Origin of the sequence: Nonomuraea maritima, assembly GCF_900100395.1 — a bacterium.
Lineage (GTDB): Bacteria > Actinomycetota > Actinomycetes > Streptosporangiales > Streptosporangiaceae > Nonomuraea > Nonomuraea maritima.
On sequence record NZ_FNFB01000005.1, the window covers coordinates 261,211 to 278,298 of the forward strand.

Below are 17,088 nucleotides of genomic sequence, written 5' to 3' on the forward strand. Positions count from 1 at the left end.
GCCCCCTTCCCATGAAGGGGGCAGGGGCACCTCAGCCCAGCAGCTCCGTGATCCGGGCCCGCACCTCGGGCGTGTCCAGCCCGCGTACGGTCAGGGTCGTGCGGCGGCGTACGACGTCGTCGACGGTGGCGGCCCACTCGTGGTCGCGGGCGTAGACGGCCTGGGCCCAGATGTCGGGCCCGTCGGGGTGGATGCGCTCGCCGAGAGCCGGTTCTTCCCTGATGAGCCGGGCCAGGTCGAACGCGATCGACCCGTAGTGCGTGGCCAGGTGACGGGCCACCAGCGGGTCCATCCGGGTGACGCCCCGCTCGCGGTCGGTCCACAGCCGCAGGGCGACGGCGTCTGGGCTGGCCAGGCCGGGCAGCGGCACGGCGGGCAGGATGTCGGCCAGGTCGTCGCCGAGCGGCCGTCCTGGCAGGTGGGCGAGGGTGTCGAAGACGTGCTTGCCGATGTGGCGGTACGTCGTCCACTTCCCGCCGGCGACCGACAGCATGCCGCCCGAACCCCGGCTCACCACGGTCTCCCGCTTGGCCGCCGTGACGTCGCCCGGCCCGCCGGGCAGCACCCGCAGCCCGGCGAACGCGTACGTGATGTCCTCCCGCCGCAGCTGGGTGTCGCGGACGGCGTGGCCGGCCTCGTCGAGGATCTGCGCGATGTCGGCCTCGGTCGGGCTCACCGCGCCAGGGTCGCCCTCGTACGCCTCGTCGGTCGTGCCGAGCAGCAGGTGGTCCTCCCACGGGATGGCGAACGACACGCGGTACTTGTCGATCGGCGTGGTGAGCGCCGCCTTCCACGGCTCGTGCCGGCGCAGCACCAGGTGGGCGCCCTTGGACAGCCGGATGCTGGGCGCGGCGTCCGGGTCCTCCATGCGGCGCAGGTGGTCGACCCACGGGCCGGTGGCGTTCAGCACCAGCCGGGCCGAGACCCCGAACTCCGTGCCGTCGAGCCGGTCGCGCAGCTCGGCGCCCGTCACGGTGCCGGACGCTTTGCGCAGCCCGACGACCTCGGCGTGGTTGAGCACGGTCGCGCCCGCGTCGACGGCGGCGCGTACGGTCATGACCGCGACGCGGCTGTCGTTCATCTGGTGGTCGCCGTAGACGGCGGCGGCCCGCAGCCCCTCCGAGCGCAGCGCGGGCACCTTGGCCAGCGCCTGGTGCGGCGTGATGACCTTGCCCATGCCGTCGCCGAACACCGACAGCGCGGAGTACAGGAACACGCCGGCGCCGAGCTTGGCGGCGCCGTGCGGCCCGCCCTTGTAGATCGGCACGAGGAAGGTCAGCGGCTTGACCAGGTGCGGCGCGATGTCGGCGGCGAGGGCGCGCCGCTCGCGGTGGTTCTCGGCGACGAGCTTGACGTTGCCGGTCTGCAGGTAGCGCAGGCCGCCGTGGACGAGCTTGGAGGACGCGCTGGAGGTGGCCCCGGCGAAGTCGCCGGCGTCGACCATGGCGACCCGCAGCCCCGCCTGCGCCGCCATCCACGTCACTGAGGTGCCGAGAATGCCGCCGCCGATGACCAGCAGGTCGTAGGAGGTGGTGGAGAGCTCATCCCGGGTCTGCGCCCGGTCGGCCCCGATCACGATCGTCATTGCGCTGCTCCTACTGCTCGACCCAGTCAAGGGTGCGGGCCACTGCTTTCTTCCAATTACGGTGTTCCCGCTCGCGTGCCGCCTCGTCGATGGCCGGCTGCCACTCGGCAGCCTTGTGCCAGTTGGCGCGCAGGCTGTCGAGGTCGGGCCAGTAGCCGGTGGCCAGGCCCGCGGCGTACGCGGCGCCGAGCGCGGTGGTCTCGGAGACCATCGGCCGGATGACCGGCACGGCCAGCACATCGGCGAGCGTCTGCATGAGCAGGTGGTTGGCGGTCATGCCGCCGTCGGCGCGCAGCGTCGTCAGGTCGAGACCGGAGTCGGCGTTCATGGCGTCGACCACCTCGCGGGTCTGCCAGGCGGTGGCCTCCAGCACGGCCCGCGCGATGTGGCCCTTGGTGACGAACCCGGTCAGCCCGGCGATCACGCCGCGCGCGTCGGAGCGCCAGTGCGGCGCGAACAGCCCGGAGAACGCCGGGACGAAGTAGCAGCCGCCGTTGTCGTCGACGGTCCTCGCGAGCGTCTCGATCTCGGCGGCGCTGGAGATGAGGCCCAGGTTGTCGCGCAGCCACTGCACCAGCGAGCCGGTGACCGCGATCGCGCCCTCCAGCGCGTACGTGGCAGGGCCGTCGCCGATCTGGTAGCCGACGGTGGTCAGCAGGCCGTGCTTGGAGGCGACGGGCTGGGTGCCGGTGTTCATGAGCAGGAAGCTGCCGGAGCCGTACGTGCTCTTGGCCTCGCCCGGCTCGAAACAGGTCTGCCCGAACAGCGCCGCCTGCTGGTCGCCGAGCGCCGAGGCCACCTGGACGCCCTCGGCGGTGCGGCCGTAGACCTCGGCCGACGAGCGGATCTCCGGCAGCATCGCGCGCGGCACGCCGAGCGCGTCGAGGAGTTCGTCGTCCCAGGCCAGGGTGTGGATGTTCATGAGCATCGTGCGGCTGGCGTTGGTCACGTCGGTGACGTGGCGGCCGGTGAGGTTCCACAGCAGCCAGCTGTCCATGGTGCCGAACAGCACCTCGCCGCGTTCTGCGCGCTCGCGCAGCCCGTACGCGTCGAGCAGCCAGCGGATCTTGGGCCCGGAGAAGTACGTCGCGAGCGGCAGCCCTGCCTTCTCCCGGAACAGGCTCTCGTGCTCGGCCAGCGCCTTGGTGAGCGCGTCGGTGCGGGTGTCCTGCCAGACGACGGCGGGACATACCGGGCGGCCGGTGGCGCGGTCCCACAAAACGGTGGTCTCGCGCTGGTTGGTGATGCCGAGCGCGGCGACCTGGCCGTCGGCGATGCCGGCGCCCGACACGGCCTCGCGCAGGACGCCGCGCACGTTCTCCCAGATCTCCTCGGCGTCGTGCTCGACCCAGCCGGGCCTCGGGAAGATCTGCCGATGCTCGCGCTGCCCGACGGAGACGATGTTGCCGCCTTCGTCGAAGAGGATGCATCGGCTGGACGTGGTGCCCTGGTCGATGGCTGCGACGTAGTGCGCTCGGGGCACTGGGTTCCTCGCAAGGCTCATGGTTCGACAATGCCGAACGAATCGTATGGCCTGCGCCGTGGGCTCATCAAGGGGGTCACCGTGCAAGATCACGAGTGATCGCGCGGGCGGCGTCGCGCACGTACGAGACGTACTCCATGTTCAGCACGCGGTCGGGGGCCAGCCGCTCGACGGCGCCGCGGATGCCGATGGCGCCCACGACGACGCCGCGCCGATCCTTGATCGGCGCGGCGACGGCCACCTCGCCCTCGACCAGCTCCTCCATCTCGGACGCCCAGCCGCGCGCCCTGACCTCGCCGAGCTCGGCCTCAAGGGCCTCGGGCTCGACCGTGGTGTGCTCGGTGTGCGGCTCCAGCGGCGGCGCGACCGGCTCGCCGTACGGGTCGTGCGCGAGCAGCACCTTGCCGAGCGCGCTCGCGTGAGCCGGCAGGTACGTGCCCACCTGCAGCGTCTGCATGCTGTCGTCGGGACGGAACACGTGGTGGATCACCAGCACGTTGCCCTCGTGCAGGGTGCCGATCCAGGCGCTCTCCCTGCTGCGGCCGGCCAGCGCGTCGGCCCAGTTGATCGAACGGGTGCGCAGCTCGTTGACGTCGAGGTAGGTGCTGCCCAGGTGGAGCAGCGTGGCGCCGAGGCGGTACTTGCCGGTGGCCTGGTCCTGCTCGACGAAGCCCACGTGGACGAGCGTGCGCAGGATGCCGTGCAGGGTGCCCTTCGGCAGGCCCATCGCCCTGGCGAGTTCGGCGACCCCGAGCAGGCGGGGGCCGGAGGCGAGCAGCCGCAGGATCGCCGCCGCCCGCTCGACCGACTGAATCGTCTCTCCCACGCCCCGCACCCTAGCGCAGATGAGTTCGATATTGCCGAACGCCCACGGAGGGATTCAGCTGGCGGATGCGCAAAACGGGTCCGCCGACTGATCGGTGTCCGGGTGAGCGGCCCTAGAATGTCGGCCGGTGTCAGAGCCCCCTTCGCCCTCCGTCCGGTCTCCCGCGAACGGCCCGGCCGGGCAGCGCTTGTCGCGCGTCCACGATGGACCGGCCGGATCGACGCGCCTCGCCGCCCGTCATTCGCGCGGTCCCGGCCGTCGGGGCGAGCTCGATCCCCTCCTTCTCAGGGCTCGGGTTTCCTGCGGGACTGACATGACGGTGTCACGACGAGGAGAGTTAGTGGAACAACCTTCCCGTTTGGCGGGATCCGTACGGCCGGGGGGCCGTACCGCGCGGGTGCGCGCGGCCGTGCTGGCGGCCACTCAGGACGAACTGGTCGAACGCGGCTTCCACGGACTGGCCATGGACCAGGTGGCGACCCGCGCCGGCGTCGGGAAGACGACGGTCTACCGCCGCTGGGGGAGTCCGGCCGGCCTCGTGGTCGACCTGATGAAGGAGCTGGCCGAGCAGTTCCTGGCGCACGCCGACACCGGCGCCGTCGAGGGCGACCTGCTGGCCAGCGCGCTGTCGATGGTGGAGGCGCTGGGCGACAAGCGACTCGGGCCCACGCTGGAGGCGATGATCGCCGCCGCGACCTGTGACGACCAGGCCGCCCTGGCGCTGCGGGCCTTCTACGCCCGCCGGATCGAGGTGTGGGCCAAGGCCGTCGGCCTGGCCGTCGAGCGGGGGGAGCTGCCCATGGGCACCGACGGCCCCGAGGTCGTCAGGGCGGTCTCGGCCCCCCTTTACTACCGTCAGGTGGTCATCAGGGAGCCGGTGACGCGGGAGGACGCCGAACGGTCGGTGGCACGCACGCTGGCCGCCGCCCGGGCCGGGGAGTTCGTGGTGGCCGGCGCGGGGGTGTGAGTCATGGGGTGGAACGGGGCCAGATGGAGCCGTACCACCACAGAATTCCGCCGGTGATGACGAGGCCGCCCGCCGTGGCGAGCTTGGCCATGAGGTCGGCGGGCGGGCCCGTGTAGGGGAGGCGGCGGCCGTGGCCCCAGGCGCAGTCGTTGTCGACGCGGGTGGAGTCGACGAGGATGCCGGATTCGCCCTCCTCCACCGTGTACGCCGCCACCTCGGCGGCGCTGCCCCTTCTGACGGTGACGTACCTGACGATCGAGTCGCGCGCCCGGATGGAGCCGGTCGCCAGGCTCCTGCCGTCCTCGTGGAGGGCGAAGCGCACGGGGTGCCGGGTCGGGTTGTGCAGCCGGACGGGCGCCCGTCCGGTGCCGCACGCCACGTCGTCCACCGTCATCGTGAACGGGTCGTCCGGGTCGGCCCGCGGCCACGCCCATGCGGCCGTGGGCAGGAGCAACGCGGCGGCCAGCGGCGCGGCGGCCAGGACGAGGCGGGTACCGGTGCGCATGAACTCCCCCGAGCATGATCTTTGATACGTGAAGTGCCCATGCGCCTACGAAACGTAACATCCGCCTACCGGGGGAGCGCGCGGGCGCCATCACCCTTCATGATGGAGGTATGGCGGAAGCGATCTACGTCGGCGGGTTGTTGGTGGCGACGCCGCTTCTCGACGACCCCAATTTCCGGCGTAGCGTCGTGTTGGTCCTCGAACACGACCGCGACGGCGGAACCTTGGGGGTCGTTCTCAACAGGCCGAGCGACATCGCGGTGACCCAGGTGCTCCCGGTGTGGGACCCGCTCGTGACGGGGCCGTCCGTGCTCTTCGAGGGCGGGCCCGTGCAGACCGACAGCGCGCTCGCGCTGGCGGCGGTCCCGAGCGGCCAGGAGCCGCTCGGCTGGCGGCGGCTGCACGCCGGCACCGGCCCGGTGTCGCGGCTGGGCACGGTCGACCTCGACGCGCCCCCCGAGATCCTGCAGGGCGAGATCGCGCAGATGCGCATCTTCGCGGGCTACGCCGGTTGGACGTCCGGGCAGTTGGAGAGCGAGGTCGCCGAGGGCGCCTGGTACATCGTCGACTCCGAGGTGGGCGACACCTTCCACGCCGACCCCGAGTCGCTGTGGCGCAACGTGCTCCGCCGGCAGCCCGGCGAGCTGGCCTTCGTGGCCACCTGTCCCGACGACCCGACACTCAACTAGCGTCCCAGCCCGGACGCAGGGAACGCTCGGCCAGCTCGATGGTCTCGCGCATGCGGGCGACGATCTCGGTCACCGTGCCTTCCCGGCACGGCCACTCGAAGCCGACCCGCATGGTGGACATCGCGAAGGCCACGATGAGGTGTGTGAGCTGGTCCTCGTGGGGATCGACGCCGCGGCGTCCGGCGATCGCCTCGGCCAGTGTGTGCTCGGTCTGCGTGCCTCTCGCCACCGACCGGCCGAAGAGCTGGGGGTTGGCGTCGAGCAGCCGGCGTAGTTTCAGGAATCTTCCTGTGTCCTCGTCCGTTGACGACTCGACGTCGGCGAGGACCGCGCGCAGCCCGTGCATGAGAGAGGTGAAGGGCGGCTCGTCCAGCGGGCGTCCGGCGAGGGTCTCCAGGATGATCTCCTCGCCGTGGTCGTGGAACCACAGCACCAGGTGATCCTTGCTGGTGAAGTAGCGGAAGAACGTGCGAGGGGAGATGTCGGCCGCCTCCGCGATCTGCTCGACGGTTGTAGACTCGTACCCTTGTTCGAGGAAGAGGTCGAGCGCGGCGTCGAGGACGGCCAGGCGCGTTTTCTCCTTCTTGCGTTCCCGTAGACCCACAGCTGTCACTCCTGTGAAACGCTTCTGTCATAGTGTGCCACAAGTCATACAACGTCGGAAAAAAGTCGTTTGTAATATGTCAGAGGCTGCCATAGATTACCGGAGCCTTACGACGACTCAGCCCCGGTGTGGGGCGCTGATGGGGAAAACAAGGGGGACTACATGGCACAAGCGAAGGCGGTCGACGCACCGTCATCGCCCGTGGCCGACAAGGGGGGAGCCAACCCGTGGCTGGTGCTGCTGGCCGTCAGCCTCGGTGTGATCATGGTCATGCTCGACGGCACGGTCGTCGGCATCGCCAACCCGGTGATCCAGGCCGACCTGAAAGCCTCGCTGTCCGATCTGCAGTGGGTGACCAGCGGCTACCTGCTGGCGCTGGCGGTCTTCCTGATCACCGCAGGCAAGCTCGGTGACCTGTTCGGCCACAAGCGGGTCTTTCTCATCGGTGTGGCCGGCTTCGCCGTCTCCTCGGTGGGCATCGGCCTCAGCGCCGAACTGGCCGACGTCATTCCCGGCCTCTCGCCGATCGGCGCGCTGATCGGCCTGCGCGTCCTGCAGGGCCTGTTCGGCGCGCTGCTCCAGCCCGCCGCCCTGGCACTGCTGCGCAGCGCCTTCCCCGGTGAGAAGCTCAACCAGGCGATGGGCGCCTGGGGCGCCATCATCGGCCTGTCCAGCGCGGCCGGCCCGATCGTGGGCGGTCTGCTGGTCGAGAACATCAGCTGGGAGTCGGTGTTCTTCATCAACGCGCCGGTCGGCGTCATCGCCCTGGCCATGGGCATGTGGCTGATCAAGGACAGCCGCGCGAAGACCCTGGCCCGCATCGACTGGCTCGGCGTGGTGCTGCTGTCGGGCGCGATGTTCTCGCTGGTCTGGACGATCATCAAGGCCCCCGAGTGGGGCTGGGGCGACAGCACGACGCTGAGCTTCATCGGCGCGTTCGCGGTGCTGATCCTCGCGTTCGTCCTCTGGCAGAGCAAGGCCAAGCAGCCGCTGGTGCCGCTGTCGCTGTTCAGGAACGCGTCCATCTCCATCGGCACCGTGCTGATGATGATGGTGGCGTTCGCGATGTTCGGCGCCATGTTCTTCCTGGGCTTCTTCTTCCAGGGCGTGCACGGGCTGTCGCCGCTGGAGGCGGGCCTGCGCATGCTGCCGATGAGCGCGGGCATGATCGTCGCCTCGCCGCTGGCCGGCATGGCGATCGGCCGGTTCGGGCCGAAGTTCACGATGGCCGGTGGCCTGCTCATCACCGCGCTGTCGATGTTCCTCATGTCGCAGCTGAGCATCGACGCCTCGTTCATCGCGACCGGCGTCCCGTTCGTGCTGCTGGCCTTCGGTCTCTCGCCGGTCTTCGTCGGCGCCACCGAGATCATCGTGGGCAACGCGCCGGTCAACCTGAGCGGCGTCGCGGGCGGTCTGCAGCAGTCGGCCATGCAGGTCGGCGGCGCGCTCGGCACCGCCATCCTCGGCGCTGTCATGGCCTCCGAGATCTCCGACACGCTGCCCGGTCACCTCGGCCCGGCGGCTCAGGCGATCCCCGCCGACCAGATGGCGGGGCTGGCCAAGGCCGCCGCGTTCGGCACCGCGCCTCCCGGCCTGCCGCAGCCGATCATCGACGCCGTGCACAACTCGTTCATGGACGGCATGCACGTGGCCTTCCTGGTCAGCACCTCCATCGCCGTGCTCACCGCCGCGCTGACGTTCTTCGTCAAGGTCGGACGCAAGGCGGAGGGCGTGCAGGTCCACATGGGCTGACCCCGTACCCCTGACGCGGCCCCTCGCCGGACGGCGGGGGGCCGCGCCGTGCTGTCGGGAGGGAGTCGCGGGCGGGCATAAACTCGTGGTGTGAGCACGAAGATCCTTCCGGAGCAGGAGACCACTCCGCAGACGTCGCACGGCGACGGCGATCACGAGCGGTTCGCCCACTACGCGGACAAGCACAAGATCACCGAGAGCATGGTGACCGGTACCCCCATCCGCGCCCTCTGCGGCAAGATCTGGGTGCCCAGCCGCGACCCCAAGAAGTACCCGGTCTGCCCGGAGTGCAAGGAGATCTACGAAGGTCTGCCTCTCGGCGGCGGCGACGGCGACGACAAGCAGTGAGTGTTGCTGGGCGGTAGCCCCATGACGATCCACTACGGTCTGTAGTCATCTCGGCTCGAACCGTAGTGGGGGAATCGTATGGTCCGGCGCGTGACCGCCGTGTGTTTGGCATGCCTGCTCGCGGCCGGGTCGGCCCCGCCCTCTCGCTTCGAGGGCGCGTCCGCTCCGGGTTGCGCGCGGCAGGCCGCGGACGCGCCCCGCACCCCCGCCCCTCGCTCGCCCGACCCTCAGGACGTCGCCAGGGTGGCGGCCGAGCTGCGTGAGAGGCTCGCCGGCGTGCAGCTGCCGACCAAGATCACAGTGCCCGTACGGGTCCACGTCCTGGCCCGAGGCGACCGGCTGGTCTCCGACGAGTCCGTACGCGCCCAGATCGGCGTGCTCAACGCCGCGTACGGCGGCGCGTACGGCGGCGTCGACACCGGCGTACGCTTCCGGCTCGACGGCATCGACGTCGTCGACAACCCGGCCTGGTTCGGCGACCCCGTGGGCCAGGAGAACGCCATGAAGGCCCAGCTGCACCGGGGCGGGCCGCGTACGCTCAACCTCTACATCGCCCAGCTCAGCGAGCTGATGCTGGGCTTCGCCAGCTACCCCTACTGGTATGCCGGGTCACCCGCGCTCGACGGCGTCGTCATCGACTGGCGCAGCCTGCCGGGAGGCGCGATGACCAACTACAACCGCGGCTTCACCGGCGTCCACGAGATCGGGCACTGGCTCGGGCTGTTCCACACGTTCGAGAACGCCTGCGACGAGCCGGGCGACGGCATCGACGACACCCCGTTCGAGGCACGGCCGACCGAGGGATGCCCCGGAACGAAGGACACCTGCACCGCGCACGAGGGCGACGACCCGGTGCACAACTTCATGGACTACGCCCAGGACCGGTGCATGCGCGAGTTCACGGCCGGGCAGGCGCGGCGCATGCGCGAGATGTGGGTGGCCTACCGCTCTGCCCCCGCCCCGGTCTGACCGCATTTCCGGCAATCTACGATGTGCGGGTGACAGCACCGAAAGCACTCGACGCTCCCCACACGTCGTCCGGGATCTTCTCCCCCCGGTACCGCACCGCCACCGTCGGAATCCTCCTGGTCATCACCCTTATCGCTTTCGAGGGCATGTCGGTGGGCGTCGTCATGCCGGCGGTCGCCAAGGAGCTGGACGCGCTCGACCTGTACGGGATCAGCTTCTCCGCGTTCCTCATCGCCAGCCTCTTCATGAACGTGGTCGCGGGGCTGTGGTCCGACCGGCGCGGCTACCCGGTGCCGTTCCTGGCCGGCGTGGTGCTGTTCGTCGTCGGCATGGCGCTGGCCGGGGCCTCGACGTCCGCGGTGCTGTTCCTGCTGGCGCGGGCCGTACAGGGCCTCGGCGCCGGAGCCGCCATCGTGGCGCTCTACGTGATGATCGCCCGCGTCTACGCCGTCGAGGTACGGCCCAAGGCGTTCGCCGCCGTCTCGGCGGCCTGGGTGGTGCCGGCCATGGTCGGCCCCGCGGTGGCGGGGTTCGTCGGCCAGAACTGGGGCTGGCGGTACGTGTTCTTCGGCATCATCCCGCTCGTGGTGCCCGCGCTGGCGATGCTCCTGCCCGCGCTGCGGGTCGCGACGACGACCGACACGGAACCCGGCACCGGGCCGCGCTCCCGTCCGGTGGCGATGACGCTGGCGGCCACGTCCACGGCGGGCGGGGCCGGGTTGCTGCTGCACGGCGTCGACCGGCTGCACACCCACCTCGCGACCGCGTCGGTCGAGACCGCGGTGGGGCTGGCGCTCCTGCTGTACGGGCTCCACCGGCTGCTGCCGCCGGGGGCGCTGCGCTTCGCCCGCGGCCTGCCCACGACCGTGCTGATGCGTGGGCTGTTCTCGGCGTCGTTCTTCGGCGTCAACGCGTTCCTCCCGCTGATGCTGCAGGAGGTGAAGCTCTTCGACCAGGGCGACGCGGGGATCGCGCTCACGGCCGGCGCACTCGGCTGGTCGGCGGGGTCGTACCTGCAGAGCCGGCGTACGGGCGCCGCGCACCGCCGCATCCGGTTGGGCGCGGCGACCGTCATGGTGGCGATTCTGGCGTGCCTGCCGTCCGCGATGGCCGGGGTCAGCGGGTGGCTCGCCGCGCCCGCGTGGCTGGTGGCCGGGCTCGGCATGGGCTTCGGGCTCACCACGGTCAGCGTGACCGCCATGCACCAGTCGCCCGTGAACGAGCAGGGCGCGAACTCGGCCGCCCTGTCGGTCTCTGACCAGCTCGGCTCCGCCCTCGCCATCGGAGTCGGGGGAGCGCTGGTGAACGTGGTGGGGCACGCCAGCATCGACACCGGTTTCGTGGTCATCTCCGTGCTCATGGCGGCCGTCGCGCTGAGCGCCACACTGCTCGCCGGGCGTACGCGTCCCGCTGTCTGAGTGTTCTCCCGGCGCTGAATTCCGTCCCATCCGTCACTGCGGTCACAGATCGCCTGCCACCCGTGGCGGGGAGTGATAGGACAGCGGGCAAGGAGGCGCCATGGAGGACGATCACCGGGTCTGGCCCCCTCACACGGGGGCCAGGTACCGCCGTACGCCTCCGGACGACACGGAACCCGCGCGCGACGACACCCCAGGCGCGTCCGCCTGGGGAGCCCCCACGCCGAGCCGCCGCGGCCGCGCCCACCCGTACGCTCGCGCGACCGACACCTCAGGCAGGGTCCCGGCCCAGGAGGGCCGTGAACGCAGGTCGCACCCGCTCGACCTCGACGAGACCGATTCCGGGTGGCCACGTGCCGAGCGCGTCGACGACTGGCCCGACCACGACGCGACGGAGGAGGACGAGGCGTGGAGCCCGCGCATCCGCGGGGCCGCCCCGCGCGAGTCGGGCGACTGGGAGTCGCTGCCGCCCTCCGCCCGCCTCTACGGCGCCCCTGCGGCCCCGGGGCTCCGTGCCGTCGGCGGACGGAGGTGGCGACGCGTGGCAGTCATCGTGGCAGTCATCGTGACGGCGGTCGTGGCAGGTGTGGGGCTGGTGGCCGGTGGCGTCGCCGTGGTCCCGCGCCTCCTCGCGCCACAACCCGAGTCCGTACGCCTCAGCGACCCGCGGGCCGGGCTGTCCGCGCCCCTGCCACAGGGGTGGACCCAGGAGGCGGTGACGCCGGTCACCGGGTTCACCTCGGCCGCCAGGAGCCCTGACGGCGCGCTCCTGCTGGCCGGGCCCGTGACGGAGCCCGTCCAGGACCCCAAGAAGGCCACCGCGCAGGCGGCGGAGCTGTACTCCCGCCTCCTGCTCAAGGGCGACCGCGTCACGGTCGTCGAGGACAGGAAACTTCCCGGCGGGCACACCCGCGCGCTGCGGGCGGAGTACCGCGACGTGGTGAACCGGCCGGCGTTCCTCCGAGTGATGCTGCTCACCAGGAACGGCCGGCCCGTGCTGCTCGTCGGCCTGCTCCAGCCCGAGGAGAACACCCACAGGAAGGCGCTGGACACGGTGCTGTCGAGCGTCAGATAAGCCGCATAGCACGTGAGGACGACCTTGGCCAGAATCACCGGCTCCCGGCACGTCTTGTCGGTGGGCGCGATTACCCTTGGGTCACTGTGAGAGAGCGAAGCACACGAACCCCAGAGGTGATGCGGTGAGCACGTTCGCCGCGTCCCACCTTTCGCCTTCCTATCCCGACCGCGCCGCCTGGGGCACCGCCCAGAAGCTCCGTGCGTGGCAGCAGGAGGCGTTCGACCTCTACTCCAGGCGCGAGCCGCGTGACTTCCTCACTGTCGCGACGCCAGGCGCCGGCAAGACCACCTACGCCCTGCGCATCGCCAGCGACCTGCTCGCCAAAGGGGTGATCCGGGCGGTCACCATCGTGACCCCCACCGAGCACCTCAAGCGGCAGTGGGCCGACGCCGCCGGGCGGGTGGGCATCGCCGTCGATCCCGAGTTCAAGAACAGCCAGGGCACGACCTCGCGCGACTACATCGGCGTCGCCGTCACGTACGCGCAGGTCGCCATGCACCCGGCCCTGCACAGGGCGCGCACCGAGGCGCGCAAGACGCTGGTGATCTTCGACGAGATCCACCACGCGGGCGACGCCAAGTCGTGGGGCGACGGCGTGCGCGAGGCGTTCGAGCCCGCCACACGCCGTCTGCAGCTCACCGGAACGCCGTTCAGGTCCGACGACAACCCCATCCCCTTCGTCGCCTACGAGGAGGACACTGAGGGCCTCAAGCGCAGCGTCGCCGACTACTCCTACGGCTACGGTCCCGCCCTCGACGACGGCGTCGTCCGTCCGGTGATCTTCCTCGCCTACTCAGGCGAGATGAAGTGGCGCACGCGGGCGGGCGACGAGATCGCCGCGACGCTCGGCACGCCGCTCACCAAGGACCAGCTCTCGCAGGCCTGGCGGGCCGCGCTCGACCCGAAGGGCGACTGGATCCGCCAGGTCATGCAGGCCGCCGACCGCCGGCTCACCGAGGTGCGCAGGGGAGTGCCCGACGCGGGCGGCCTGGTCATCGCCACCGACCACGAGACGGCCCGCGCCTACGCGCGCCACCTGCGCAACATCACGGGTGAGGGCGCGACGGTGGTCCTGTCCGACGACCCGGGGGCGTCCAAGAAGATCAAGCAGTTCGCGGTCTCGGAAGACCGCTGGCTGGTGGCCGTCCGCATGGTGTCGGAGGGCGTCGACATCCCGCGGCTGTGCGTGGGCGTCTACGCCACCTCCACCTCCACCCCGCTGTTCTTCGCCCAGGCGGTGGGGCGCTTCGTCCGTGCCCGCAAGCGCGGCGAGATGGCCTCGGTCTTCCTGCCCTCGGTGCCCACGCTCCTCGGCCTGGCCAACGAGATGGAGGCCGAACGCGACCACGTCCTCAACAAGCGGCCGCCCGAGGACGGTCTCGACGACCAGCTGCTCGAGGACGCCAACCGCAAGAAGGACAACCCCGACGTCCTGGGCGACGAGCTGCCGTTCGAGACGATGGAGACCTCGGCCACCTTCGACCGGGTGCTGTTCGACGGCGGCGAGTTCGGCACCGGGGCCGAGATCGGCTCGGCCGAGGAAGAAGACTTCCTCGGCCTGCCCGGCCTGCTCGAACCCGACCAGGTGGCGACGCTGCTGCGCAAGCGGCAGTCCGACCAGCAGGCCGCGAAACGCAAGCAGACGGCGGCGGAGCCGCACGAGGCCCTCGCGCCGCACGAGCAGATCGCCGAGCTGCGGCGCGAGCTCAACGGCCTCGTCGGCGCCTGGAACCACCGCACGGGCCAGCCGCACGGGGTGATCCACGCCGAGCTGCGCCGCGTCTGCGGCGGCCCGCCCATCGCCCAGGCCACCGTGGAACAAATCCAGGAACGCATCACCAAAATCCGCCAGTGGGCCACCCAACGCCGCTAGCTCAGGTCCCGCTGACGTCCTCCGCAGTGGCCTGTGGACACCCGGCCGGTGGGCTACCCGGCGTCGTCATCCCTGGCAGAGCCCAGGCTCCGTGGAGCGCTTCACGGGGCCTGGGCCGTCTTCGGACGGCCCGGCGCCTCGGGGGATGTGCCGGTCGGAGTTCGGATGTGCCGGCGGTTCCGCTGCGCGCGGTCGGAGCGGATGGGTGTCAGCTGAGTTTTCTGACGAAGATGCGGCACAGCTCCGGTTGGGTTTCGTGGCCGCCGTTCGGGTGGTAGACGACCTTTGTCGTGGGCACCTGGCCGTACGGCCATTCGGCGTATCCGCGGCGCCGGTACAAGCGCTGCGCGTCGGGGTTGTCGAGGCCCACGCCGAGGGCCACCTGCTCGTGTCCGGCGGCGAGCAGCCGTTCCTCGGCCGCCCACAGCAGTTCGGTGCCGATTCCCCGGTTGCGCCGGCCCGCTACGACCTCCAGGTGCGTGAGCAGCGCCACGCCCGGGAGGTGGGTGCGTAACTCGGGCTCTTCTGCGGGGGCGAGCCAGATGTAGACGTCGCCGACCGCCACTCCGTCCCCGTCCCAGGCGACGAGGAGGATCCCGTGCCCGGCGTCCTGCCTGGCCAGACGGTCGGCGAAGTACGGCTGCTGCCCCAGCGACCTGACCATCGCAGGAAGATCGGTATGGACGGCCTGGCGTATGTCACATGCCCCCACGGACGACAGTGTCCCGCCGGATCACCATACGATCAAATGACGCCCATATCCCCATTTTGGGGACACCGTGCTTGACCAGGCTCTTACCTATTTTCTCTTTATCGAATCCAATGGGCGGAACACTGTCGAGGTACGTCTCCCACCGGAGACGGTCCTCTTTCCACGCCTGGAGGTACTGCACGCAAAGCTGCGGCGTGATGCGATTGTGGCGGCCCAGCGCGGCACGCAGGGAGTTCTCGACGGCCTGGTTGCCCGGCAGCCTGGACTCCACCCGCCGCACTACGTCCTTGATGAACTCGGTGCGCCTGCTGAGAGCCTGTTCCCAGTACTTCTCGCCGGTCGCCGCCTCCCAGGTCTCGCCTTCGTCGAGCAGCCAGTAGACGCCCTCGGCGAGGGTGTCGCCGAACTCCTGGTCGCGTGCGCGCACAGGCCGGTCGAACGGGTCGTACGGGCGCTGTTTGACCATCCCGGTGATCGCCAGCTGGCGCAGCTCCTTGTCGTTCAGCAGGTAGAACCAGTCCTCGTTGTAGATATTGGGAAAGAACGAGGGATTACGCGTCGTGTGGACGGCGAGCGCACCACCGCCTACGAAGGAATCTTGTTTCCCGCCGGCCAGTCGATGGGCATGGCAGACGACAGAATTATCGGGATATCCACCGATATGCATGCCCACCGCGTCGTACACGTCGAGCAGGGCCGCCGCACGGGCGACGTCCTCGTGGCCGCTGACCTCGATGTCGTCGTCCAGGAAGACGATGCGTTCCCAGCCGAGCAGGCGGGCGAGAAGAAGCCCCAGGTTGCGCTTGGCGCTGAGGTCGGTCGCGCGCGCGAACGGCGTGTTCCGGAGCAGCGCGGTGGTGGAGAAGTCCGGCATGTTGAGAGCGGCCGGGTCGGCGATCTGAACGGACAGGAACCGTACGCCCGCGGGAACGAGCCCGGGGACGAGGTGGGCCTTGCTCCACTTGCTGTGCAGGGTGACGAGCACGCAGTCGAGCTCCGTCGCCAGCCGGATGGCGTACTTCAACCACGTCGGATGCCTGATCGTCGGGACGACGATGGCATCGACAGCGCCGGATTCGTGCGTCTCGGGGTTGACGGTGACCAGGCGCCGGTGGGAGCCGTGATGGTGCTCCGTCTCAGTCTCCATGGGCGTCCTCCGGCCATTCGTGCAGCCGGAGATTTTCCCGGGTCCAGTCCGGTGTGATGGCGAGCCGTCCCAGGATCTTCACGCGCGTGAGGATGCTGTACGACGCCGCATCACCGAACCGGCCACGAAGATAGTCCGCGTTGCGATCGCGGAAGCGTTCGTCGGTCAGCGCCCGCACCGTGCCGTAGACGCCTCTGGCATACACTCCGTTGCAGATGGTGAGTGTGCGTTTGATGTTCTCCGGGTTGACGCCGCGGTAGAAAAAGCCGACGTCCTCCAGGAGTTGCAGGTTATCGCCGGATCTGTTGAAGCGGGTGTAATGCGGGACCGTGTTGTCACCCGAGCCGACTTCGAAGTACGGCCCCCGCTCGCCTTCCCAGTCGGCCACCTGCCGTACCGGAAGATCGATCTGGGCCAGCATGGCCGCGGTCACCTCGTTGTAGTCGACGCCGCCCAGGAGCACCACGTGGCTGGTCACGTCGTCGGACGATCGGAGGTCCTCGGCCGCCCGCAAGGCCACCGGGCTGTGGGGGTTCGCCGCTCTGAGATGCCCCCATAACTCGAACAGCGAGTCGAGATCCGAATACCGGTAAAGGTCGATGTAGTCGGGATGCGCGGGGTCCGCCTGCGGAATGCGGACCCGGTTCTCCGCGGGGATCTGCGAGCAGATGATGGTGATCGCCTCACCGGCGGGGAAATGCCACGGGCTCTCGGCGTACGCGTTCCGCGCCGGCGCGGGCGGTGCGCTCTCACCCAGGGCCTGGACGCGCAGTGCCGCCTTGCGGAGCTCGGCCAGCTCCTTGAGCAGGGCGTGGTACTCGTCGAGTTCCTCAGGAGTCAGGTCGGACAACGGGAGCGTCCGGGTGGTGTCGTCGGTGAACGACCTCCTGGTGGCGAAGAACGCGGCGTACTTCTCCAGCCGGACCATCGGAGGGATCTTCGTTGCGCGGTCGGACTCCCACGACGAGATGAGCGGCACGCTGACGCCGAGCGCGACGCTCAGCTGCGCCTGCGTGATGCGTAGATCGGGCCAGCGCTCCTCACGCAGCTCGCGCAGTCGGCGGGCGAGTGAGGAACCATGGCCGCTCATGCGAACTCTCATTCGTGTGAACTTCAGCAATCTTCAGTAAAC

General features: G+C 70.2%; 16 protein-coding genes. 8 read left to right on the forward strand and 8 right to left on the reverse strand.

What is annotated here, in order from left to right; translation table 11 throughout:
- Positions 1–31: 31 nt before the first annotated feature.
- Genes BLR04_RS11955 through BLR04_RS11965 form a run of 3 tightly spaced genes read right to left on the reverse strand, consistent with a single transcriptional unit; the run spans position 32 to position 3,894 of the window.
- Complete coding sequence (locus tag BLR04_RS11955) at positions 32–1,585, reverse strand: glycerol-3-phosphate dehydrogenase/oxidase (protein ID WP_090762742.1); 1,554 nt, start codon at positions 1,583–1,585, stop codon at positions 32–34.
- A gap of 10 nt (positions 1,586–1,595) precedes the next feature.
- A complete protein-coding gene (gene glpK, locus BLR04_RS11960) occupies positions 1,596–3,089 on the reverse strand; it encodes a glycerol kinase GlpK (RefSeq protein WP_090762744.1) in 1,494 nt (497 codons plus the stop codon).
- A 55-nt stretch (positions 3,090–3,144) separates the two neighbouring features.
- Positions 3,145–3,894: an IclR family transcriptional regulator gene (locus BLR04_RS11965; protein WP_090762746.1), complete on the reverse strand. Its 750-nt coding sequence runs from the start codon at positions 3,892–3,894 to the stop codon at positions 3,145–3,147.
- Positions 3,895–4,252: 358 nt separating this feature from the next.
- On the opposite strand from BLR04_RS11965, the gene BLR04_RS11970 reads away from it, so the two are divergent.
- Positions 4,253–4,861 (forward strand): TetR/AcrR family transcriptional regulator, encoded by a 609-nt coding sequence (locus BLR04_RS11970; RefSeq protein ID WP_342672266.1) that lies wholly within the window; start codon positions 4,253–4,255, stop codon positions 4,859–4,861.
- A gap of 1 nt (position 4,862) precedes the next feature.
- On the opposite strand, the gene BLR04_RS11975 is transcribed toward BLR04_RS11970, so the two are convergent.
- Entirely contained in the window at positions 4,863–5,366 is a 504-nt protein-coding gene (locus BLR04_RS11975; protein ID WP_090762750.1) for a hypothetical protein, read from the reverse strand.
- A 110-nt stretch (positions 5,367–5,476) separates the two neighbouring features.
- Here BLR04_RS11975 and BLR04_RS11980 point away from each other — a divergent pair, with 110 nt between their 5' ends.
- Complete coding sequence (locus tag BLR04_RS11980) at positions 5,477–6,055, forward strand: YqgE/AlgH family protein (RefSeq protein ID WP_090762752.1); 579 nt, start codon at positions 5,477–5,479, stop codon at positions 6,053–6,055.
- Here the strand turns inward: BLR04_RS11980 and BLR04_RS11985 are convergent.
- Entirely contained in the window at positions 6,048–6,659 is a 612-nt protein-coding gene (locus BLR04_RS11985) for a TetR family transcriptional regulator (protein ID WP_245740192.1), read from the reverse strand. The genes BLR04_RS11980 and BLR04_RS11985 overlap by 8 nt on opposite strands.
- Before the next feature lie 162 nt (positions 6,660–6,821).
- Here BLR04_RS11985 and BLR04_RS11990 point away from each other — a divergent pair, with 162 nt between their 5' ends.
- From BLR04_RS11990 to BLR04_RS12015, 6 genes are all read left to right on the forward strand, one after another.
- Entirely contained in the window at positions 6,822–8,411 is a 1,590-nt protein-coding gene (locus tag BLR04_RS11990) for an MFS transporter (protein WP_090762755.1), read from the forward strand.
- 90 nt (positions 8,412–8,501) lie between these two features.
- A complete protein-coding gene (locus tag BLR04_RS11995) occupies positions 8,502–8,759 on the forward strand; it encodes a DUF3039 domain-containing protein (protein WP_090762757.1) in 258 nt (85 codons plus the stop codon).
- Positions 8,760–8,849: 90 nt separating this feature from the next.
- Positions 8,850–9,728, forward strand: coding sequence for a zinc metalloprotease (locus BLR04_RS12000; protein WP_245740193.1), 879 nt, complete (start codon positions 8,850–8,852; stop codon positions 9,726–9,728).
- Between the two features lie 29 nt (positions 9,729–9,757).
- On the forward strand, positions 9,758–11,146 hold the full coding sequence (locus tag BLR04_RS12005; RefSeq protein WP_245740194.1) for an MFS transporter: 1,389 nt from the start codon (positions 9,758–9,760) through the stop codon (positions 11,144–11,146).
- A gap of 100 nt (positions 11,147–11,246) precedes the next feature.
- Positions 11,247–12,221, forward strand: coding sequence for a hypothetical protein (locus tag BLR04_RS12010; protein WP_090762763.1), 975 nt, complete (start codon positions 11,247–11,249; stop codon positions 12,219–12,221).
- Between the two features lie 124 nt (positions 12,222–12,345).
- Positions 12,346–14,097 carry a DEAD/DEAH box helicase gene (locus BLR04_RS12015; protein ID WP_090762764.1) on the forward strand — a complete coding sequence of 584 codons (1,752 nt, stop codon included), beginning with the start codon at positions 12,346–12,348 and terminating at the stop codon, positions 14,095–14,097.
- A gap of 208 nt (positions 14,098–14,305) precedes the next feature.
- Here the strand turns inward: BLR04_RS12015 and BLR04_RS12020 are convergent, their stop codons facing one another.
- The 3 genes from BLR04_RS12020 to BLR04_RS12030 are packed head-to-tail and all read right to left on the reverse strand — an operon-like array spanning position 14,306 to position 17,046.
- On the reverse strand, positions 14,306–14,761 hold the full coding sequence (locus BLR04_RS12020; protein ID WP_090762766.1) for a GNAT family N-acetyltransferase: 456 nt from the start codon (positions 14,759–14,761) through the stop codon (positions 14,306–14,308).
- Between the two features lie 34 nt (positions 14,762–14,795).
- Positions 14,796–15,956, reverse strand: a complete 1,161-nt coding sequence (locus BLR04_RS12025) for a hypothetical protein (RefSeq protein WP_090762768.1) — start codon at positions 15,954–15,956, stop codon at positions 14,796–14,798.
- Entirely contained in the window at positions 15,946–17,046 is a 1,101-nt protein-coding gene (locus tag BLR04_RS12030) for a helix-turn-helix domain-containing protein (protein WP_218128833.1), read from the reverse strand. Before BLR04_RS12030 ends, BLR04_RS12025 begins: the two co-directional genes overlap by 11 nt.
- Between the last annotated feature and the right edge of the window lie 42 nt (positions 17,047–17,088).